Consider the following 21511-nt stretch of genomic DNA (forward strand, 5'->3'; position numbering starts at 1 on the left):
CTTCCGTGCAATTTAGTGGCTAAAAAATCATCCGAACGGGCTTCAAAGCTCTCCGACATTCGTTAATTTTGCGCCGATAACAATTATATCGCGATAAATTTCAAGCACATGTATAGATCACACACGAACGGCGAATTACGCGCCTCGCACATCGGACAAGAAGTAACATTAGCAGGTTGGGTACAAAAGTCCCGCGATCTGGGAGGGATGACTTTCGTCGATTTACGAGATCGTTACGGAATTACGCAGTTGGCTTTCAACATGGAAGAAAACAGTGAGTTGTGCTTGCAGGCCCGAAAACTGGGACGCGAATTTGTAATCCAGGTAAAAGGAACCGTGATTGAGCGAAGCAGTAAAAATGCCAATCTTCCAACGGGAGACATCGAAATCAAGGTTTCGGAACTGACACTTTTGAACGCGGCGAAAACGCCTCCTTTCACGATTGAAGACGAAACGGACGGTGGTGAAGAGTTGCGTGCGCAATTCCGCTACCTGGATTTGAGAAGAAACCCGGTGCAGCAAAAATTACGTCTGCGTAACCAGGTTGCTTTGGAAACACGCAAATACCTCGATTCAAAAGACTTTTTGGATGTTGAAACACCCTATTTGATCAAATCTACTCCGGAAGGAGCACGTGATTTCGTGGTTCCGAGCCGCATGAACCAGGGTGAATTTTATGCTTTACCACAATCTCCACAAACATTCAAGCAGTTGTTGATGGTTTCCGGTTTTGACCGCTACTACCAGATTGTGAAATGTTTCCGCGATGAGGATTTACGTGCTGACCGCCAGCCGGAGTTTACCCAGATCGACTGTGAAATGGCGTTTGTGGAGCAGGAAGACATCCTGAACATGTTTGAAGGTTTGATCAAGCATTTGTTCCAAACAGTTCGCGGCATCACTTTCGAAGGAAATTTCCCGCGCATGACCTATGCGGAAGCAATGGAAAAATATGGTTCTGACAAACCGGATATCCGTTTCGGAATGGAGTTTACGGATTTGAAAGCGCTTTCTGCCGGGAAAAACTTCCAGATTTTTGACAATGCAGAAGCGGTGATCGGAATTGCGGTTACCGGAGCAGGAGAATATACCCGCAAGCAGATCGATGAGATCACGGAATGGGTAAAACGTCCGCAAATCGGAGCTTTGGGTCTGGTTTACGTGAAATGCAACGCTGACGGAACATATAAGAGTTCGGTCGATAAATTCTACGACGAAGCCGCTTTGAAAACCTGGGCGGAAGCAACAGGAGCAAAAGCCGGAGACATGATCTTCGTTTTGAGCGGAACGCTGGATAAAACGCGCAAGCAGATGAACGAATTGCGTCTGCGCATGGGAACGGAGCTGGGACTTCGCAAACCGGATGACTTTAAGCCGCTGTGGGTTTTGGATTTCCCGTTGTTGGAGTGGGATGAGGAAAGCGGGCGTTACCATGCCATGCACCATCCGTTCACATCTCCGAAACCGGAAGATTTCGCCTTGATCGATACCGATCCTGGAAAAGTACGGGCAAATGCATACGATTTGGCGATGAACGGCGTTGAATTGGGTGGAGGATCGATCCGCATCCACGACCGCGCGCTGCAGTCCCGCATGTTTGAACTGCTTGGATTCACTCCGGAGCAGGCACAGGAGCAATTCGGATTCTTGTTGAATGCATTCGAATATGGTGCTCCTCCTCACGGTGGACTGGCATTCGGATTGGATCGTTTGGTTGCAACCATGGGTGGTTCGGATTCTATCCGTGATTACATTGCGTTCCCGAAAAACAACAGCGGACGTGATGTGATGATCGACGCGCCTTCTGTGATCGATGAAGCACAATTGAAAGAATTGGGAATTAAATTATAAGATTGATTTTATAGAAAAAGGGGGGACGCGATGCGTCCCCCCTTTTTGTTTTTATTTCCCGCAAATGCGCAAATCATTAGCTCGGCTACCGCACTCGCTTTTGATCTTTATAAATACACAAAGTTTATTCGTGTTTAGTAGATATAGAGGCGACTGGTAAAAGCGCCTCCAATTATCTGTGCATCGTTCGACTGAACTTACGCCGAAGTCTGTGGGAAAGATAAAGAGTGTCTGCTAGCAGGCACTAAAATGATGAATCACCTGGGCATATTTTAGTGTTTCCTGTTTTCAAATACCATGTTGAAGATCACACCCGCCAGGATCAGGAGTACTCCGAAGATCAGGTTCCAGGTGAGGATTTCTCCGAAACAACACACACTGATCAGAACCGCCACAACGGGTTCCAATGCGCCCATGATAGACGTTGGTGTGGAACCGATGAATTTGATCGCATAGATGAGCGCTGTAATCGAAAAAACGGTTGTCACCAGGGCAAAGACCGAAATGTGCAGAATCAGTTCGGGAGAAGGCGCTAACGGTTCTCGCAGCGAAAGAGTTTTAACCAGGTAGTAGACCGCCGAAAAAAGCAGCGAATAGAACGTAATTTTGATCCCTGAAACATTCATCTTCGCTTTGTTGACAATCACCATGTAAATCGCGTAGAACAAGGCACACGACACTCCGACGAGTAAGCCCGCAAAATTGATTTTGAAATCGGATCCGTTGGTACTCAGCACCACAATTCCCGAAAAGGTAATCAACAACGAAATAAAGGTAAAGCGGGTGATTTTCTCTTTGAAGAACAAGGCCAGGATCAGCGCCACGAAAACGGGGTAAACGAACAAAACCGTGGAGGCAATTCCGGGTGTGAGCAATTCATAATCCCAGAACAAAAAATCGGAAGAAAGGGCGTAAAGGAGCCCGAGAACACTCAAAATAAGAAACTCAGTCCGGTTGATTTTCAGCGATTCCTTTTTATAGATCAGGAATACCAGGATGAACAGTGCCGAAATGAAAAAACGGTAGAACAACGTGGTGTCCAGCGGAAAATGCAGCGCTTTTACCGGAAGAATAAAAAGGGGAATCAACCCATAAGAAACCGCTGATATCAGCGCCAGCAAATACCCTTTTAACTTCATAAAAACTACTCCTTAAAAACCGGTGCAAAATTACATCAAGAATGCATTCGGCGGAGAATTTCACGTTAAACAGACTTGGATTTCCGAACCAGTTTGAGCTGATAGAGGTTTGGATGCTTCACATATTCCCCATCCAAAGAACGCTGCATCAATTCATTGGAACGCATTTCGTATTCCATCCTGCGAACCGAATCTTTCAATGTTCCCTGAGATAAAATGAGCAAATCGCGGTTTTTTTGCTTGACCTTTTTCCACTGGCCGCTGCAAACAATTGTCGCATCGCCATCTTCTGTGGCGTCTTTATATGTTTCCGTGAGACGGAAAATACCCATAGTATCACCTTTCACCACCAGGCGCTGTTCGATTCCGCTGCAATCTTCACAAGGAATAGCTCCTTCATAAATCCGGAAGGTATCGTAATCTTTGTCATGAAGGTATTTCTCTTCTTCCTGGTTTGCCACATTTGCTTTCGAATAAGGTTTCTCATCCGATCTGTGTTCAATACAGGATGTGTTCAATAATAGCATTGAACTCACTGCAATACCCCAATAATTAATCCGGTTTTTCATCCCACTCAACTATTAATTTACCAACAGTTTTGCCTTCCTCCAGTAAACGGTGGGCTTTTGCGAATTCTCCCTGCTTGTAGACACCACCTACAATCGGTTGAATTTTTCCCTGTTTGACCATCTGTACTACTTCATTCAAACATTGAGTGAGTACCTGTGGTTTGAAGTCGGCGATTTTAAGCATGTTGATACCAATGATAGACTTAGAACGCATCATCAGCCCGATTGGTACAACGAAACCCATCTTTCTAACAAAATTAATCGTTGAAAGCAGTCCCCACTTACCATTTGATAATTCAGAACCACCAAATAACACCAACCTTCCGCCGGTGCCTAACAACCCCCAATCCTTCTTAAAGGTCGAACCGGCAACCGGGTTAAAGCTGACATCCAGCCGTTCCCCGCTTGCATTCAAAAGCGCGGAAACAGTTTCAGCGTATGGTTTTTCTCTGTAATTCACGGTTTCATCTGCTCCCAAATTGCGTACCAGGTTTTCTTTTTCCTTCGAACTTACTTTGGCAATGACATGTGCCCCTTTCATTTTACACAACTGAATGAGTGCTGTTCCTACTCCACCCGCTGCTGCGTGAATCAACACGCGTTCTCCGGGCTGCACGTTTGCGGAGCGGTAAACCATGTAATAAGCCGTAACAAACTGCGTAGCCAGCGACAAAGCTGTTCCGGCGTCCATTTCGTCAATGACAGAAACAGCATATTCTTCTGTGATTACCTGCCTGGAATAACCTCCAAAGCGGCAAAATCCGACGACACGTTTCCCGAGCAGTTCCGGATCAACTCCTGCGCCCACCTGGCTGATCACACCAACGACTTCGTACCCGATTACACACGGCATCGGCGGCGCTTCCCGGTACAAACCCAAACGAGCCATGACATCGGCATAGTTCAACCCGAAGGCCTGCACATCAATCAAAACCTGCTTGTCTTTTAATTCAGGCAAGGTCATGCTTCGCAATTCGAAGGCTGATTCGGCGCTGCCCTTTTTTACCAGATGGAATGCTTCAGTCTGTTTCATATGCAAATTTACAAGTAAAAAGTTAGTGAGATTGTTTTGATTTCTCCCTGCCTGCAAAAGAAAAAATGTTACTTTTAGTCAAACTTAAATTTGATGCTATGGCAGCTACGTTTCAATACCTGGTTCCGATTGATTTTACTCCTGTAACCGAAAATGCTTTGGTTTTTGCTTTGGATGCGGCGAAATACAATCATGGAGACATTGTTTTACTGCACATTATTGCTCATGCAAAGGAGCGTATTCCGGCGGAGAAAAACCTGCGCGATCTGGCTGCCAAATATCAAAGCCCGGACGTGAAAATCACTACGCGTGTGGTAATCGGAAAAGTATTGCGGGATATCGGGCTCATTGCTGATTCGATCGGTGTGCAACTGGTTATTATGGGAACGCACAATACTTCCGCATGGCAGAAGATTTTCGGAAGCCCGGCAATGTCGGTGGTTTCAAACAGCAATGTTCCGATTGTACTCACGCAGCAAGACACGTCTTTCCACAAGATTAAATCCATCGTGATGACCGTTGACCTGGCGCGTGAAAGTGTTCAGGTAGTGAAATATGCTTCACAAGTAGCAAAGGTCTTCAATTCCAAAATTTACCTGGTCGGCCAGCGTTATTCGGATGAAATCTTTATGAAAAAGATCGAGGTGAACCTGAAAGTTGCAAACGGATATTTACAGGATCACGGCCTGGAAACAACGGTTCATTTACTGGACGAAAGCAATTTCGAAAAAGGATTGATCGAATACTGCCGCGAAGTAAAAGCAGATTTACTTGCTGCAACGTATTACCAGGATATGTTTACGATTTTCTCTACCAGCCTGATTCAATCACTGGCTCAGAACGAACTTTCGATCCCGGTGATGACGCTTGACGGTGAAGATACCTCATCCGGTGCACAATTCGGGTTTATTACTCAATAAGACTTTACGACTTCAGGATATAAGATATTAGGACTTTAGTGGTCTTAATATCTTTTTTTGCACCAAAAAGACAGTCGAATGAACTGACGGAGTCGGATTACCGATTCCGTTTTTTAGTGTCCTTTCTCGATACACCTTCGTTACACTTCGGCACTCGAAAGGACACCGGACGATTCAAAAAATGAAAGGATTACGAAATTCCTTTGATCAATAATACGATTTCTCCTTTCGGGGCATGCTGCTGGAAGTGTTTCAGGACATCTTCTGCTCTTCCGCGCACAAATTGCTCGAACAGTTTGCTGATTTCACGTGCCACGCATACTTCTCTGTCGGACCCGAGGAGATTGACACATTCTTCCAGTGCTTTTACAATGCGGTGCGGCGATTCATAGAGCACTACCGTGCGTTCTTCTTCCTTATAGGAGAGCCATTTGGTCTGACGGCCTTTCTTATGCGGTAAAAAGCCTTCATACACGAAACGGTCGCAGGGAAAGCCACTTGCAACCAACGCCGGAACGAAAGCAGTGGGGCCAGGAAGACAGGAGACCTCCAAACCAGCTTCCACGCAGGCTCTCACCAACAAAAATCCGGGATCGGAAATAGCAGGTGTTCCTGCATCCGAAACAAGCACGGTTACCAGGTTTTCCCGAACTGTCTGCACGGAGCGTTCCAATTGTTTGTGTTCGTTATGTGCATGAAACGGGATGATTTGTTTTCCCGTAATCTCGAGATGAGAGAGCAGTTTTTTGGTTACACGGGTATCTTCGGAATAAATCACTTCTGCTTCTTTCAGCAAACGAATCGCCCTTAAAGTAATATCTTCCAGATTTCCAACCGGGGTCGGAACAACAAACAACACACCCATTCTATTCTTTTATTTGTCTTATACGAGCATTCCCGTGATTTGAATTTTTAATTTACGATAAACACGTTCAAAAGTTTAAAGGGTTCAATTTGAACTTTTCAACCATTGAACGCTTTCATGCACTACTTTTAACGTGTTAATACCACGTAGTCCTGAAGGACTGTTTTTAAAAACTCCATGCGTTTCTGCGGAGTTTCAGAAAGTCCCATCAAACGCGCCGTCTCATTTGCCAGTTCGATTGCGAAATCTTTATTTGCCTGGTTGGGGTAACGCTGCACACGCAGGATGGTATTTTTAATCAGCAGCATATCTTCATCGGAGAAGCGGATCACGTGCGGATAAGTCGGAATATGCGTATCTGAATTCTTGATCGACAAAACATCTTTCAGTCCGTAGAGTTGTGTGTCTTTCACCTTGATCACGACCGTATCAGCCATGATGTCGCCAATGCGCTGTCTTTTTTCCGTTGTTCCTGAAACCAGGAGTGCCAGAAATCCGAATCCGCCCACCCAGATATCCACAATCCGGAAGATCCAGCGGGTGAAGTATTCGCGGAGTCCGGCTGTTTCACCGTTACTTTTCACCACACGGATTCCCATGATCAGTTTCCCAAGCGAACGGCCGTTTGTAAAGTATTCGATCACCGGAGAGTACAAAAGCCACGGAAGCCGGATAAGGAAAGCCGTCAGAAACGAGTCTCTGTTCATTCGGGAATTCCAGTCCAGATCGAATAAATTCTGATGAATGAAGTAGCTTGCCAGCAAGAAGTAAATGCAGAGGAAAATCAGATCCAAAAACGCAGCAACCGCCCTGTAAACCGGACTTGCCAGTTCGTAATCGATGGTAACGAATTGCGACGTAGTAAAAGAAATCGTTTTCATATGGTCTCAGATCTTCCTCCGAAAATACAAATTAAAAGAACAAATGCTGTTATTTCAGGATCAATTGAATCGGAAGGTGATCGGAATATCCGCCGTAATAATTGCTTCCGCCATAAGTGGTAGAAGGCTTTTTGCTTCCGTCTTTTTGCGTAAACAGCAATTTTTCTTCGTACACAATGATTGCATCGTTTGGTTCCAGTTTGATCCCGTTTGATCCTTTATAAATGGCTCTCGAAATAATGAAGTGATCCAAAACACCCCATTGTCCTTTGAAATTATGTGTTCCTTTTCCGGCTTTGTGATCGTCTGCTAACAAATCCAGCAAATCTGCCGTTTGATCCGTCACTTCTTTTGCTTTCAGTACGTCCTGAACCGATTTGTTGTCCGGGTGGTCGTTAAAATCTCCCATCAAAACGATATTTGCTTTCGGATCAGCCTTCAAAATCGCATCTACTTTTGCGCGCGCTACCTTTGCTGCCTGGATTCTTCGGATTTCGGATTCGTCCTCACCACCTCTTCTGGAAGGCCAGTGGTTCACAAACAGGTGAATGACTTTTCCACCCTGCAATTCGCCCTTCACATAGAGGATGTCACGGGTTTTAAAATCCGGGATCGAATCAATAGACACCGTCAGGTTTTCCATTGAAATCAGCTTGAAGCAATCCTGGTCATATAGCAACCCACAGTCAATGCCGCGTGCATCCGGAGAATCTTTGTGCGCAATTCCGTAGTTGGTTTTTGCTAGTCTTCCATGATTTTTCAAATCGGTCAGAACTCCCTTGTTTTCGATTTCAACCAACCCGATGATGATCGGATTCTCTTTCAGGTTCATGGTAATTGCCTCTACCAGGTGATCGAGCTTCACGTTGTATCGTTCCGAAGTCCATTTCAGTTTCCCGGAAGGAAGAAATTCTTCATCAATCACGTTCGGATCATCGATCGTATCAAAGAGATTTTCCACGTTGTAGGAAACAATGGCCCTGCTGTGAAACGGTTTAAGTGCGGTTTTGGTTCCTTTCTGAGCGTAGACACTTACCGAAGAAATGAACAATGCCAGTGAGAAGAGCGCAATCTTTTTCATGGAAATTTAGCTATGTATTTTAATATTCTAATTTGAACTGGTCTAACTCAAGCAAACATGAGGCCAATAAATCGATACTTGCCTGGATGTCGTCCTTATGCGCCATTTCGATTACCTGGTGCAGGTGGCGTGTCGGGATGGAAACCGCTCCGGCAATGGAACCTCCGGGCGACATGCGCTGGATTCCGGCAGTATCTGTTCCACCGGCCGTAAGAATTTCCGGTTGCCATTTGATTTCATTGCGGTCTGCCACTTCCTTCATGTAGCGAACCATTCTTGGATCACAAATCGTGGAAGCATCCATAATCTTGATGGCAGTTCCGTCTCCCAGTTTCGTGATTTGTTCGTGTGCCGCAGCTCCCGGAAGATCGAAAGCAATCGTGGTATCCAAACCAAACCCGAAGAACGGTTGGATGTTTAAACTTGCCACGTTTGCTCCGCGGATTCCGACTTCTTCCTGAACGGTAAATACCATGTATACATCGTGCGGCAATTCTTTGCCTTTCAGCAATTTCAATACTTCGATCGCAATGAACACGGCCAGGCGGTTATCCAGCGATTTACAATTGAAGCAGTCGCCCATCTCAATAAATTCGCGTTCACGGGTAACGGCATCACCGATCGAAACCAACTCTTTGACTTTCTCTGCCGGGAGTCCGGTATCAATAAAGTAATCGGAAAGTTTCGCCACTTTATTTCGTTCATCCTGGGTCATCACGTGGATCGGCTTGGAAGCCATCACCCCGATTACATCTTCTTTTCCATGAATGATTACACGCTGAGCAGTTAAGGTTTTCGGATCAAAACCACCCAGGGTTGTGAAGCGGATAAATCCTTTGTCGTCAATGTGTGTGACCATAAACCCGATTTCATCCATGTGCGCACCTACCATCACAGACTGGTTTGATTTTCCTTTCCGGATCGCGTATACATTTCCCATGTTGTCGACTGTAATTTCATCACAAAGTGACTCAATTTCGCGCAATACTACTTTTCGTACGCGGTCTTCATGCCCGGGAGCACCCGGCGTTTTGCATATTTCTGCTAAGAGTGTTTTATTCATTTCTTTCGATTCTGTTTGATGAAAAGCAATCCGTTTTCGGAATCAAATCCGCTATTGCAGGTTCACTTCATTGCTCCAAAATTAATAGAATTCCGGGTGCCTTCGGTTATTCTTCAAATGAAAGAATTTGTAAATTCCTGTTAAATCTCTATCCGGTTGTATTTCAGGTAACTTTTACTTCTTTTCAACTAAATTTATTATGCATGCTTGGTAATTCGATTCCGGCAAATAAACGGTCAGATTCCGCATTTAAACAATTGGTTTTGAACGCATTTTTTAATCTCGTGCATATCGCAGGCTCTACATGGCTGCTTGTATAACATCGGGTGCCAAATCCACTAATTCAAAAATTAACAATGCGATTGAAGAAATCGATTAATTTTGCTTTATTAACCCGATTCTAGGAAGAATCTTAAATTCCAAACTATGAAAAGAATTTTACTTAGTTTATCTCTACTATCTCTTACCTTAAACGCCACCTCACAAACACAGATTGGGAACAGTGATTTCGAACAGTGGGATAACTATGGAACGAGTTCCGTTGAACCTACGAACTGGAACAGCTTTATGAACGCAGATGTAGGAAGCTTCTTTGGCTCCGGATTAGTTGCGGGACAACAAGTTAACAGAAGTTCTTCCAAAAGACCAGGCTCTGCCGGTACTTACTCTGCAATAATCTGGTGTAGAAGTATCATTGGTGTAGCTGCAAACGGAAACATGACTTGTGGAAAGATCAATGCCGGAAGTGCAACTGCAACATCAACTTCCAATTACAATAAAACAGTATTAGGAGATCAGAGTTTTTCTGAAGCATTTACAGACACTCCGGATTCACTGGTCGTTTGGGTCAGATACAAACCTGTTAGTACAACTTCAGGATACCAGGCGAGAGTAAGTTGTGCGATTCACACGAATGTTGCTTTCAAAGACCCGAATGATCTTACGAGCACTACAACATGTAAAGCTGTGGCGCAATTAAACGTTTCTTATGCAGGTAATACATGGCAACGTTTATCTATTCCGTTCCTTGATGTAAACGGATCTTTGTCCGGAGCATACATTCTTACGACTTTTACAACAAACAAAACTCCTGGAGTTGGTGATATTGGTGATTCATTGTATATCGATGACCTGGAATTAATTTATGTACCCAAAGCATCTTTCACTGTGAACCAAACAACTATCTGTGCAGGTGGTTCGGTAAACTTTACAAGTACATCTACCAATTACCCGACTTCTTATACCTGGAATTTCGGGGATGGAACTTCTACACAGCAAAACCCTTCTCACACGTATGCAACAGCAGGGACATACAACGTTACTTTAACGGCCACGAACCAATGGGGTTCTACTACTTCTGCTGTAACTACCATTACTGTTAACCCTGTTGCTGATGCCTCTTTCAGTTATGCGCAATCCACTTATTGCTCCAATGATGCAAATCCTACACCAACGGTAACAACAGCCGGTACTTTCAGTGCAACTCCTGCAGGATTGTCCATCAATACTTCAACAGGAGTTATTGATTTGGCAGCAAGTACAGCCGGGACATACACCATAAGTAATGCAGTAGGTGGTGCATGTCCTGACACAAAAACAACTACCGTGACGATCAATGCTGCATCCAACGCCGCATTTTCATATCCATCCAATACAATCTGTTCTTCTGATGGAAACCAAACACCGGTGGTCACTGAAACAGGAACATTCAGTGCAACGCCGGCAGGTTTGACGTTCGTGAGCACTACAACGGGAGAAATTGATGTTACAAACAGTACTGTGGGAACATACAGCATTACACATTCCGTATCCGGAACATGTCCGGCAACTTCCAGCACGAACGTAACGATTACTTCAACACCGGACGCTTCCTTTAGCTATGCTCAGACAGCTTACTGTGCTGATGCAACAGATCCGTCTCCGGTATTCGCTACTGGAGCAAACGGTGGTGTTTTCACGTCAACAACCGGATTAAGCATCAACTCCAATTCAGGAGCAATTGATTTGTCTGCATCTACTGCAGGAACATATACTGTAACAAACACGATTGCAGCGGTTGGTTCTTGTCCGGCAGATGCTCAGACATTCTCTGTAACGGTGAATGCATTGCCAAACGTAACGTTGGGTAACTTCACAGATGTATGTGTTTACAACTCTTCATTTACATTGACTGGTGGTGCACCTGCAGGAGGAAGTTATTCCGGAACAGGAGTTAGTGCAGGTTCTTTCAACCCGGCTGCAGCAGGAGTTGGAACAAAAACAATCACTTACGCTTATACAGATGCGAACAACTGTTCAAACACTGCAACAAACACTATTTTGGTTGATGAGTGTTTAGGATTGGAAGACAACGCACTTGCGGCAGTTTCTGTTTATCCGAACCCTACTGACGGAAAATTGATCGTATCCAATCTTTACCAGGAGACTACTTTCAAAGTAATCGCTACTTCAGGACAAGTAGTTCTGAACGGAATGGTTTCCAACGCAGCAAATGCGATTGATTTGTCTTCAGTTGAAAACGGAGTTTACATGATTCAATTAACTCAGGAACAAGCGGTTCAAACAATTCGCATCGTTAAGAAATAATAATTTCATACCTTTGTCGTGCAACCACCATTCTTTCTCAGAGTGGTGGTTCACTTTTTAATACTGCATTTATGAAATACTTGCTATCCATCTTATTACTTACGACATCTTCTTTCATCTTTGCTCAAACGGGTAGAATCACGGGGAAAGTCCGCGATCTCCAGGGAGAAGCCATTGTAGGTGCATCTGTGTTTGTAAAAACCACTCAATTGTATGGGGCAAATTCGGATGAAAACGGCCAGTTTTCGTTAGAGCTTCCTGTGGGGGTTTACAACCTGATCTGCCGGATGGATGGAATGAATAACGACACAATTCAGATCAATGTGACCGAAAACGGGCTGATTGAACTGGACATCCCGATGGAGGAGATTTCAACAGTATTGGATGTGGTAGAAATCAAGGTAGGAAAGTTTGATAAGCCACTGGAAGATCAAACAGTTTCGATGGAAGTATTGAAACCAAAATTGATTGAAAGCAAAAACACCCGGAGTATTGAAACCGTACTGGATCAAACTCCCGGATTGAATATCCTGGACGGAGAACCCCAGATTCGGGGAGGAAGCGGATTTACGTTCGGGGTAGGATCCAAAGTTGCCGTAATGGTAGATGATATGCCGATGCTTTCGGGAGATGCCGGAAGACCGGAATGGGGGTTTATTCCCGTTGAAAACATCAGCCAGGTCGAAGTGATTAAAGGTGCGGCATCTGTTCTTTCGGGAAGTTCTGCTCTTTCAGGATCTATCAACATTCGTACGGCTTATCCTACAGCAACTCCACTGACAAAGGTCATTCTTTATTCGGGTCTGTACAGCGCACCGTCTATATCTGGTGCCAAATGGTATGACGATACTCCTTTAATTTCAGGGGCTACTTTCCTACACTCACGCAAACAAAAGCAGTGGGACTTGGTATTCGGAGGAAACTTCAATTACGACCACGGATATATCGGGCCTCCCGTATCGGATTCCGGAGTTTGGGCAGATACTGTTTCTAATTTCACCAATAAACAGATGGTTAGCAAACGTGCCCGCCTCAATTTCAACATCTCGCGAAGAGATAAAAAAATCAAGGGGCTACAGTATGGTGTGAATGGAAACTTCATGATCCAGGAAACCAATATGGCTTTAGCCTGGTTGAACGACACCAATGGTCTTTACAGAGCTTACCCGGGAGCAATTTTTTTACAGAAACAGTTGATTTTCAATATTGACCCTTACGTTACCTATTCCAGCAAACACGGGGCAAAGCATAGTTTAAGAACGCGTGTTTTCAGGACGGTAAACGACATGTCTGCCAACCAAAGTAACCAGGCAACGGTGTTATATGGAGATTATCAATTCCGGAATACACTCAAACAAATCATTTCGGTTGATTTCGTAGGTGGTATTACAGCTCAGCATACGCATTCCTATGCCAATATTTATGTCGGATCAGGAAGACCGGTGAATCAATTATTGAACCTTTCTGCGTATGCCCAGGCAGAGAAAAAGTTCTGGAAAAGATTAACCATTTCAGTAGGCGGACGTTTGGAATACTTCCAATTAAATGATACCGTTACAGCATTAAAACCGATCTTCAGAGCAGGATCCAACTTTAAAGTTCACAAAGCTACTTTCTTAAGAGCATCTTATGGGCAGGGGTATCGTTTCCCAACCATTACGGAGCGATTCATTAAAACGGGGGTTGGTAACTTTGGAGTTTTCCCAAATCCGCAATTAAAGCCTGAATCCAGCTGGAATGCCGAATTCGGTATCAAACAAGGATTCAAATTAGGCCCGGTGATGAGTTTCTTTGATATCGCCGGTTTCTGGCAGGAATACCAAAACACGATTGAATACATGTTCGGTTTCTGGCAACCATCTTATACTTCGATGGCAAATGCCGTTGGTTTCAAATTCCTGAATACCGGAAGATCCAGAGTTCAGGGTATTGACGCTTCATTAGCAGGGACAATTAACGCGGGTAAAAAAGGCGAGCTGAGTTTCCTGTGTGGATATACCTACATTGTCCCAAAAACGCTGACTCCGGACTACCGATACGCACAAGATTCTTTGAATACGGTTTACACCTATAATGCAACATCTCTTGATTCAGCATCCAGAATTTTGAAATACCGGTTTTTACACAATTTGAAAATCGATATGGAATACACCCTTGCGAAGAAACTTTCTATCGGGTTCAGTGCTAAGTACTATTCCAAAATTGTCAATATGGACCGCGTCATCAAGGATTTCGAGGAGTTGACACAGGCATTGGATTTCATGCAGAACCTCCGTTACATGGATTACTTCAATTCTCACCGTCACGGCAACTGGATTTTCGATGCACGAATCTCTTACTTATTAAATGATAAGCATCGTTTTGCACTGATCGGAAGCAATATCCTGAACAAAGCATATTCATTACGACCATTAAAAGTTGAACCTCCAAGGACTGTGATGTTGCAGTACACGTTGAAATTAGGCGGAGATTAATGTTTATCGAAGCGATTTAGGATGTAATTTTGTAAAAAAACGAAATGCGTGTCCTGATTGTCGGTTTGATATTCGTTGCCGGAGTTGTTGTTGCCTATTTTTTCACACAGCCGAAAGACGAACCTTTGAAGGTCTATAACCCCATTGACGTGGAATCTGAAATGGTGGAAAAGGATTTGGCACGTAAAGGATTCGGGCACACCATCCAGGAATTTTCATTTACCGATCAAAACGGCCTGGCATACGGATCCAAAGACCTGAAAGGCAAAGTGTACGTTGCGGAATATTTCTTCACAACTTGTGGAACCATTTGTCCGAGAATGAATGCAGAGATGCAGCGCGTCCAGGAAGCCTACAAAGGAGTGGACCGGTTCAAAATCCTGAGTTTCACCGTAGACCCCGAAACGGATTCTGTTGCTCAAATGAAAATCTACGCGGATGGCCACGGTGCTGATTCCAAACAGTGGCATTTCCTGACCGGGAAAAAAACAGATCTTTACAAGCTGGCACGACGCAGTTTCTTTGTTTTGAAACCTGCCGAAGCTGCCAACCAGGGGGATGTCGGTTCAGATTTCATTCACACGAACTACTTCGTTTTGGTCGACACACAAAAACGCATCCGCGGATATTATGACGGGACTGATTCCAGGGAGGTCGACAAACTGATCGGAGATATCCGTAAATTACTGGAAGAAGAGAATTAAAACCCTTCCAAATGATGCTCCAGTCTTAAAATTTCCGTTGCCCGGCCGCGAATCAGTTAATTAACCGGTCACAAATTTTTAAACATGCCATCATAAGCGAATTCTGCTTATTTTCGACCCATAATCGAAAAGGCAATCCATGCAAACTACAAAAACAAACTACGGAGCTTTATCCACACTCACCACCGTATTCTTTTTTTGGGGATTCATCGCTGCAGGAAACAGTATCTTCATTCCCTTTTGTAAGCACTACTTCGGACTGGATCAGTTTCAAAGCCAGCTGATTGATTTCGCTTTCTACGGAGCTTACTACCTCGGAGCTCTCGGGTTATTTGTTTTCAGCACACTCACCCGGAAAGACCTCGTTTCTACCTGGGGCTACAAAAAAAGTATTGTATACGGATTGCTTTTCTCAGCACTCGGGGCAGCCATGATGATTATCTCCGTTTCCCTGAATGTTTTTGCGGCTATGCTATTCGGTTTGTTTATCGTGGCATTGGGATTCTCACTACAGCAAACTTCTGCCAATCCGTTTATGATCGCACTCGGAGATGAAAGAACCGGAAGTAACCGGATCAATCTCGGAGGAGGAATCAACAGTTTTGGAACAACGATCGGGCCGGTGGTGGTTTCACTCGCACTATTCGGAAGTTCGGCCGCTGTCAGTGATGAGATGATCTCCCAATTGAGTTTGGGAAAAGTAACAGTCCTTTATGCCTGCGTTGGGTGTTTGTTCTTGGGCGTTGCTGCGTTGTTCGGTTTCTCCAAGCGCGTACCAAGCGGAAAACTGGAGGAAGACGCCGTTAATCCGGAAAATGATTCATTGCTCGATGCTCCTACTTCAGGACAGGGTTCATCCGCTCATGTTAAAAAAACCATGGTGACCATGCTGGTTGTAACCGGTTTGTTAATCGCCTGCTTTGCGCCGGTATTCAACAGCTACCGTTCGGAAGAAGCCAAACAACTCACCGAGCTGAAAGGCGATTTAGACCAGCTCACCATCGGGGACGACAATAAACCCATTCAAAACCTGACCCCGCAGCAACAAGAAACCAAAGCGCAAATTCAAAAAGAAATCCATCGGATTCAGGCTCCGTTGGAACAAAAACGCATGATGTGGCTTTCCGGTGGAATCCTGGCGGTTTTGGGAGGAATTCTCTTCGCAAACCGTTCTGCCAAAAAGAATGAAAACGGATGGGGAGCCATGAAATATCCGCAACTGAGTCTCGGGATGATCGCCATTTTTGTATACGTCGGTGTGGAAGTTGCCATCGGAAGTAACCTGAGCGAACTCCTGAAACAACCGGCTTTCGGAAGTCTGGAATCTTCTGAAACCACCCCATTCATTGCCATGTATTGGGGAAGTATGATGATCGGACGCTGGTCGGGTTCCATCAATGCGTTTAATCTGACAGATCAGACAAAAATGATCCTGAAATTCATCGTTCCGCTGATTGCCTTTGGGATCATTTTGGGCGTTTTCAAGCTGTCCGGATACCGCATCGACATGCTCTACTGGTATGTTGTTTGTGTCGTATTCCAAATCCTGGCATTCTACTTAACCGGTGATAAACCTGCACGTTCCCTCGCAATATTCGGAACACTGGGGTTACTTTGCGTTGTGATTGGATTAACGACCTCCGGAACCGTAGCCATTTATGCCTTTTTAAGTGCAGGACTTTTCTGCTCCACCATGTGGTCTTGTATTTTCTCCCTTTCGCTTGCCGGATTGGGAAAACACCAGGCTCAGGGATCGGGTTTCCTGGTCATGATGATCCTCGGAGGTGGTTTGATTCCCCCAATCCAGGGAAAATTATCCGACATTATTGGAATCCAACCGTCATTTATTGTCGGCGGAGTGTGTTTTGCATACATCACTTTCTTTGCAATTTTCGTCAACAAGCTGCTCAAAAAACAAGGGATTTCACTGGACAGCGACGATGCAAGTCATTAATTTTTAACGATCTTTGAAAGAAAAAGCGGCAAAATTGCCGCTTTTTTTGATTCTAACCCGGGTAAATAGGCGCTTTTCCAAAATAATCTATATTGTTTCTAAATAAGGTCAAACGTTGATTCGGGTTGTTCTAGCTATTAAATTTGTAACGTTTGAAACATTTTTTAAAAATACTATGAGTAAATCTGGAATACTTACGTCCTCATTAGCAAAGAAGTATTGGATGGCTCTCTCCGGGCTTTTTCTGATTACCTTTCTCATCGGACACTTGTTGGGAAACCTTCAGCTAATTACGAAAACTGGTGAAGAGGGCAGGCGCGCATTTAACGAGTACGCCTACTTCATGGGTCACAACATTTTCATTAAAGTTTTGGCTTATGTGACTTACATTTCCATCTTGGCGCACGCGTTCCTTGGATTGTTCCTGGCAGTGAAAAACAAGCAGGCTCGTCCGCAGAGCTACGCGTACAACAAGCCGAGTGCAAATTCCGGAGCAGCATCCCGATACATGGCTATTTTAGGTACGGCTATTTTGATCTTTATCTGTACGCACATGGCCAACTTCTGGTACAAGCAGAAAGTGGCAGAAACAGTTCCGTTGCACACCAAATCGGTTATGAGATCGGAAAAACAGCAAAATCCGATGACCGGAGAAATGGTTGAATCCAATATCCGAATCAACTACTTGCTGACTACCAAAGGAGAATACGTTCCTTACACGATCAAGGAAATGAATCAAAACATGTACTTCAATCCTCAAACAGGACAAGCAGTTACCGGAAAAGATACTGCATTGTTTGATGTAAAAGAAGTAACTCACCTGTACGACAAAAACACCGGCCTTCAGGTTGGAGAAGGATACAAAGACCTGCACACGGTTGTGATGAACTTCTTCGGGCAGTCTGAGCAAGGAAAGCCTACAAACGAATACGCACTTTGGGCAGTCATCGGATACGTTGTTTCCATGTTTGTACTGATGTTCCACTTGTGGCATGGATTCGCTTCTGCATTCCAGTCTTTGGGATTGAATCACCGAAAATACAACGGACTGATTTCTTTCGTAGGAAAAGCATTCGCAATCGTGGTTCCTTTATTGTTCGCGATTATTCCAGTGATCATTTACTTAAATAGATAACATTCAAAAAAGTACTTTATGTCTATTCTAGATTCAAAAATACCTGAAGGTCATATTTCCAAAAAATGGACCGACTACAAAGACCACTTGCGCCTCGTTGCACCGAATAACCGTCCGAAAATTGACATCATTGTCGTTGGAACAGGTTTGGCTGGAGCTTCTGCAGCAGCTTCTCTGGGCGAAATGGGTTACAATGTAAAAGCATTCTGCTTCCAGGATTCTCCACGCCGTGCGCACTCAATTGCAGCACAGGGAGGGATCAACGCAGCAAAAAATTACCAAAACGACGGTGACTCTATCTACCGTTTGTTCTACGATACAATCAAAGGAGGTGACTACCGTGCACGTGAAGCAAACGTTCACCGTTTGGCTGAAGTTTCCGGAAACATCATCGACCAGTGTGTGGCTCAGGGAGTTCCTTTTGCACGCGAATACGGAGGTTTGCTGGATAACCGTTCATTCGGTGGTACTCAGGTACAGCGTACATTCTACGCAGCAGGACAAACAGGTCAGCAGTTGCTTTTGGGAGCTTACTCCGCACTTTCCCGCCAGATCGGTTTGGGACGTGTACAAATGTACAACCGCCACGAAATGCTGGATCTGGTAAAAGTAGACGGAAAAGCACGCGGAATCATCGCTCGTAACCTGATTACGGGAGAAATCGAGCGCCACTCTGCTCACGCCGTTATTTTGTGTACAGGTGGTTACGGAAACGTTTACTTCCTTTCCACCAACGCAATGGGATCAAATGTAACAGCAGCATGGAAAGCTCACAAACGCGGAGCTTACTTTGCAAACCCTTGTTACGTACAGATTCACCCGACTTGTATTCCGGTTCACGGAACAAACCAGTCCAAACTGACGTTGATGTCCGAATCCCTTCGTAATTCCGGACGTATCTGGGTTCCGAAGAAGAAAGAAGATGCTGAAGCAATCCGCGCAGGAAAATTGAAACCGACGCAAATTGCAGAAGAAGACAGAGATTATTACCTGGAGCGCCGTTACCCGGCATTTGGTAACCTCGTACCTCGTGACGTAGCCTCCCGCGCAGCGAAAGAGCGTTGTGATGCAGGATACGGAATCGAAGCAAACGATACGATGGAAGGGGTTTACCTGGATTTCTCTTCTGAGATCATCGCAAAAGGAAAACAAACCGCATACGCTTCCGGAAATCACCATCCGAGCGAAGCTGAAATCATCAAGCTGGGTAAAAAATGGGTGGAAGAAAAATACGGAAACCTGTTCCAGATGTATGAAAAAATTACGGATGAAAACCCGTACGAAACACCGATGAAAATCTACCCGGCAGTTCACTACACGATGGGGGGTGTTTGGGTTGATTACAACTTGCAGTCAACTATTCCGGGATGTTTCGTGGCAGGTGAGGCAAACTTCTCAGACCACGGAGCGAACCGTTTGGGAGCTTCTGCTTTGATGCAGGGACTTGCTGACGGATATTTTGTAGTTCCTTATACTGTTTCCGACTACCTGGCAGGAGATATCCGCACAGGAAAAATCCCTACGGATTCCCCGGAATTTGATGAGGCGGAAAACAACGTAAAAGAACTGATTTCTAAATTCCTGAATAACAACGGAACAAAATCAGTAGATCATTTCCACAAGCGTTTGGGCCACATCATGTGGAACAAGGTAGGAATGGGCCGCAATGCTCAGGGACTGACAGAAGCTATTTCCGAAATCGCTGCGTTGCGTGAAGAGTTCTACAAAGACGTATATGTTCCGGGCGATGCAAACGAGTTGAATCCTGAGCTGGAAAAAGCACTTCGCGTAGCTGACTTCATGGAATTGGGTCAATTGATGGCAAGAGATGCTTTGCAACGTAACGAATCCTGCGGAGGACACTTCCGTGAAGAATACCAGGATTCCGAAGGTGAAACATTACGTGACGATCAAAACTTCAACTTTGTTGGAGCGTGGGAATACAAAGGAATGGATATCAACCAGTCCGAACTACACAAAGAAGTGTTGAACTACGAATACATCAAGATCGCAGCGCGTAATTACAAGTAATCAGGCAATAGAGGCTTAGGCAATAGTTTATGGAAATAAGTTCTTACAGAGATTTAATCGTTTGGCAGAAAGGCATTGAACTGGCTGTTAATGTTTATTCTTTGACAAAGAATTTTCCGGACGATGAAAAATTTGCTCTTTCTAATCAAGTAAAACGGTGTGTAACATCCATACCTGCAAACATAGCTGAAGGCTACGGCAGACAGTCAAGCAAAAGCTATAGTCAGTTTATGAAAATTTCCAGAGGCTCTTTATTTGAGCTGGAAACACATCTGTTACTTGCAGAAAAGTTAGGTTTTATTCAAAACAACGAACTTTATGCCCATGTAAAAGAACAAATTACCGAAGAAGGTAAAATGTTAAATGCCTTTATCAAAAAATTGGATGATAAATAATAGATAACATTTTGAGTGGGACGGCACTATTGCCTATTGCCTATTCACTTAATAACTAAAAAATTATGGCATCAAAAACAATCAATATAAACCTGAAGATCTGGCGTCAAAAGAACGCTAATTCCAAAGGAAGTATGGAAACATATAAATTGGACAACGTTTCTACAGATAGTTCATTCCTGGAAATGCTGGATCAATTAAACGAACAATTGGTAAATGAGCGCAAGGAACCAATCGCATTTGACCACGATTGCCGCGAAGGAATTTGTGGAATGTGTTCGTTGTATATCAACGGAGAAGCTCACGGGCCAGACCGCGGTGTAACGACTTGTCAGTTGCACATGCGTAAATTCAAGGACGGAGAAACAATCTACGTTGAGCCGTGGAGAGCGAAAGCATTCCCGGTAATCAAAGATTTGGTTGTAGACCGTTCGTCATTTGACCGCATTCAGCAGGCTGGAGGTTTCGTCTCTGTGAATACTTCCGGACGTACCATGGATGCAAACGCTATTCCGATCGGAAAAGCAGAAGCAGACAAAGCGTTTGAAGCTGCAACATGTATCGGTTGTGGTGCTTGCGTGGCAACGTGTAAAAATGCATCTGCCATGTTGTTTGTTTCAGCAAAAGTTTCCCAAATGGCCTTGTTACCGCAAGGGCAGGTTGAAGCGAAACAACGCGTTCTGAACATGGTAAAACAAATGGACGAAGAAGGATTCGGAAACTGTACGAACACCGGAGCATGTGAAGTAGAATGTCCGAAAGGAATTTCACTGGAGAACATCGCACGCATGAACCGCGAGTACCTGAAAGCAATGGTTGCTGCAGATTAA

Annotated in this window: 17 protein-coding genes; 10 read left to right on the forward strand and 7 right to left on the reverse strand. The window is 44.5% G+C overall.

The genetic code is table 11. The features are described 5' to 3' along the window. The first annotated feature begins 108 nt into the window (after positions 1-108). The gene (aspS, locus tag ABDV94_RS11355) at positions 109-1851 is read left to right on the forward strand and encodes an aspartate--tRNA ligase (RefSeq protein WP_343747299.1); all 1743 of its coding nucleotides are present in this window, start codon (positions 109-111) and stop codon (positions 1849-1851) included. A 272-nt stretch (positions 1852-2123) separates the two neighbouring features. Here the strand turns inward: aspS and ABDV94_RS11360 are convergent, their stop codons facing one another. From ABDV94_RS11360 to ABDV94_RS11370, 3 genes are all read right to left on the reverse strand, one after another. Then, positions 2124-2990 (reverse strand): DMT family transporter, encoded by an 867-nt coding sequence (locus tag ABDV94_RS11360; RefSeq protein WP_343747300.1) that lies wholly within the window; start codon positions 2988-2990, stop codon positions 2124-2126. A gap of 65 nt (positions 2991-3055) precedes the next feature. Further along, on the reverse strand, positions 3056-3559 hold the full coding sequence (locus tag ABDV94_RS11365; RefSeq protein ID WP_343747301.1) for a copper resistance protein NlpE N-terminal domain-containing protein: 504 nt from the start codon (positions 3557-3559) through the stop codon (positions 3056-3058). After that, a complete protein-coding gene (locus tag ABDV94_RS11370; RefSeq protein ID WP_343747302.1) occupies positions 3543-4592 on the reverse strand; it encodes a zinc-binding dehydrogenase in 1050 nt (349 codons plus the stop codon). Before ABDV94_RS11370 ends, ABDV94_RS11365 begins: the two co-directional genes overlap by 17 nt. A 98-nt stretch (positions 4593-4690) precedes the next feature. Here ABDV94_RS11370 and ABDV94_RS11375 point away from each other — a divergent pair, with 98 nt between their 5' ends. Continuing rightward, on the forward strand, positions 4691-5512 hold the full coding sequence (locus tag ABDV94_RS11375; RefSeq protein ID WP_343747303.1) for a universal stress protein: 822 nt from the start codon (positions 4691-4693) through the stop codon (positions 5510-5512). A 190-nt stretch (positions 5513-5702) separates the two neighbouring features. On the opposite strand, the gene rsmI is transcribed toward ABDV94_RS11375, so the two are convergent. From rsmI to ABDV94_RS11395, 4 genes are all read right to left on the reverse strand, one after another. Then, positions 5703-6377, reverse strand: coding sequence for a 16S rRNA (cytidine(1402)-2'-O)-methyltransferase (gene rsmI / locus ABDV94_RS11380; RefSeq protein WP_343747304.1), 675 nt, complete (start codon positions 6375-6377; stop codon positions 5703-5705). Positions 6378-6505: 128 nt separating this feature from the next. Continuing rightward, a complete protein-coding gene (locus ABDV94_RS11385) occupies positions 6506-7258 on the reverse strand; it encodes an RDD family protein (protein WP_343747305.1) in 753 nt (250 codons plus the stop codon). A 49-nt stretch (positions 7259-7307) separates the two neighbouring features. After that, complete coding sequence (locus ABDV94_RS11390; protein ID WP_343747306.1) at positions 7308-8339, reverse strand: endonuclease; 1032 nt, start codon at positions 8337-8339, stop codon at positions 7308-7310. A gap of 19 nt (positions 8340-8358) precedes the next feature. After that, entirely contained in the window at positions 8359-9402 is a 1044-nt protein-coding gene (locus tag ABDV94_RS11395) for a M42 family metallopeptidase (protein WP_343747307.1), read from the reverse strand. Positions 9403-9828: 426 nt separating this feature from the next. Between ABDV94_RS11395 and ABDV94_RS11400 the strand changes: the two genes are divergently transcribed. The 8 genes from ABDV94_RS11400 (at position 9829) to ABDV94_RS11435 (ending at position 21511) form a co-directional block, all read left to right on the forward strand. Beyond that, on the forward strand, positions 9829-11988 hold the full coding sequence (locus ABDV94_RS11400; protein ID WP_343747308.1) for a PKD domain-containing protein: 2160 nt from the start codon (positions 9829-9831) through the stop codon (positions 11986-11988). Positions 11989-12059: 71 nt separating this feature from the next. Further along, positions 12060-14462, forward strand: coding sequence for a TonB-dependent receptor (locus ABDV94_RS11405; protein WP_343747309.1), 2403 nt, complete (start codon positions 12060-12062; stop codon positions 14460-14462). A 44-nt stretch (positions 14463-14506) separates the two neighbouring features. Further along, positions 14507-15166 (forward strand): SCO family protein, encoded by a 660-nt coding sequence (locus ABDV94_RS11410; protein WP_343747310.1) that lies wholly within the window; start codon positions 14507-14509, stop codon positions 15164-15166. Positions 15167-15305: 139 nt separating this feature from the next. Continuing rightward, positions 15306-17120 (forward strand): MFS transporter, encoded by a 1815-nt coding sequence (locus ABDV94_RS11415; RefSeq protein ID WP_343747311.1) that lies wholly within the window; start codon positions 15306-15308, stop codon positions 17118-17120. Between the two features lie 175 nt (positions 17121-17295). Then, positions 17296-18255, forward strand: coding sequence for a succinate dehydrogenase cytochrome b subunit (locus ABDV94_RS11420; RefSeq protein WP_343747312.1), 960 nt, complete (start codon positions 17296-17298; stop codon positions 18253-18255). 18 nt (positions 18256-18273) lie between these two features. Beyond that, complete coding sequence (locus ABDV94_RS11425) at positions 18274-20286, forward strand: fumarate reductase/succinate dehydrogenase flavoprotein subunit (RefSeq protein WP_343747313.1); 2013 nt, start codon at positions 18274-18276, stop codon at positions 20284-20286. Between the two features lie 29 nt (positions 20287-20315). Next, positions 20316-20681: a four helix bundle protein gene (locus tag ABDV94_RS11430; RefSeq protein WP_343747314.1), complete on the forward strand. Its 366-nt coding sequence runs from the start codon at positions 20316-20318 to the stop codon at positions 20679-20681. Between the two features lie 65 nt (positions 20682-20746). Next, positions 20747-21511: a succinate dehydrogenase/fumarate reductase iron-sulfur subunit gene (locus ABDV94_RS11435; protein WP_343747315.1), complete on the forward strand. Its 765-nt coding sequence runs from the start codon at positions 20747-20749 to the stop codon at positions 21509-21511.

It is taken from the genome of Fluviicola sp. (assembly GCF_039596355.1).
Taxonomy (GTDB): domain Bacteria; phylum Bacteroidota; class Bacteroidia; order Flavobacteriales_D; family Crocinitomicaceae; genus Fluviicola.

Bases quoted from the DNA above. Each gene is read 5' to 3' on its own strand.
- ABDV94_RS11370 (WP_343747302.1), bottom strand. From the start codon at position 4,592: ATGAAACAGACTGAAGCATTCCATCTGGTAAAAAAGGGCAGCGCCGAA.
- ABDV94_RS11420 (WP_343747312.1), top strand. From the start codon at position 17,296: ATGAGTAAATCTGGAATACTTACGTCCTCATTAGCAAAGAAGTATTGG.
- aspS (WP_343747299.1), top strand. From the start codon at position 109: ATGTATAGATCACACACGAACGGCGAATTACGCGCCTCGCACATCGGA.
- ABDV94_RS11435 (WP_343747315.1), top strand. From the start codon at position 20,747: ATGGCATCAAAAACAATCAATATAAACCTGAAGATCTGGCGTCAAAAG.
- ABDV94_RS11425 (WP_343747313.1), top strand. From the start codon at position 18,274: ATGTCTATTCTAGATTCAAAAATACCTGAAGGTCATATTTCCAAAAAA.
- ABDV94_RS11410 (WP_343747310.1), top strand. From the start codon at position 14,507: ATGCGTGTCCTGATTGTCGGTTTGATATTCGTTGCCGGAGTTGTTGTT.
- ABDV94_RS11415 (WP_343747311.1), top strand. From the start codon at position 15,306: ATGCAAACTACAAAAACAAACTACGGAGCTTTATCCACACTCACCACC.
- ABDV94_RS11360 (WP_343747300.1), bottom strand. From the start codon at position 2,990: ATGAAGTTAAAAGGGTATTTGCTGGCGCTGATATCAGCGGTTTCTTAT.
- ABDV94_RS11405 (WP_343747309.1), top strand. From the start codon at position 12,060: ATGAAATACTTGCTATCCATCTTATTACTTACGACATCTTCTTTCATC.
- ABDV94_RS11375 (WP_343747303.1), top strand. From the start codon at position 4,691: ATGGCAGCTACGTTTCAATACCTGGTTCCGATTGATTTTACTCCTGTA.
- ABDV94_RS11390 (WP_343747306.1), bottom strand. From the start codon at position 8,339: ATGAAAAAGATTGCGCTCTTCTCACTGGCATTGTTCATTTCTTCGGTA.
- ABDV94_RS11430 (WP_343747314.1), top strand. From the start codon at position 20,316: ATGGAAATAAGTTCTTACAGAGATTTAATCGTTTGGCAGAAAGGCATT.
- ABDV94_RS11400 (WP_343747308.1), top strand. From the start codon at position 9,829: ATGAAAAGAATTTTACTTAGTTTATCTCTACTATCTCTTACCTTAAAC.
- ABDV94_RS11385 (WP_343747305.1), bottom strand. From the start codon at position 7,258: ATGAAAACGATTTCTTTTACTACGTCGCAATTCGTTACCATCGATTAC.
- ABDV94_RS11395 (WP_343747307.1), bottom strand. From the start codon at position 9,402: ATGAATAAAACACTCTTAGCAGAAATATGCAAAACGCCGGGTGCTCCC.
- rsmI (WP_343747304.1), bottom strand. From the start codon at position 6,377: ATGGGTGTGTTGTTTGTTGTTCCGACCCCGGTTGGAAATCTGGAAGAT.
- ABDV94_RS11365 (WP_343747301.1), bottom strand. From the start codon at position 3,559: ATGAAAAACCGGATTAATTATTGGGGTATTGCAGTGAGTTCAATGCTA.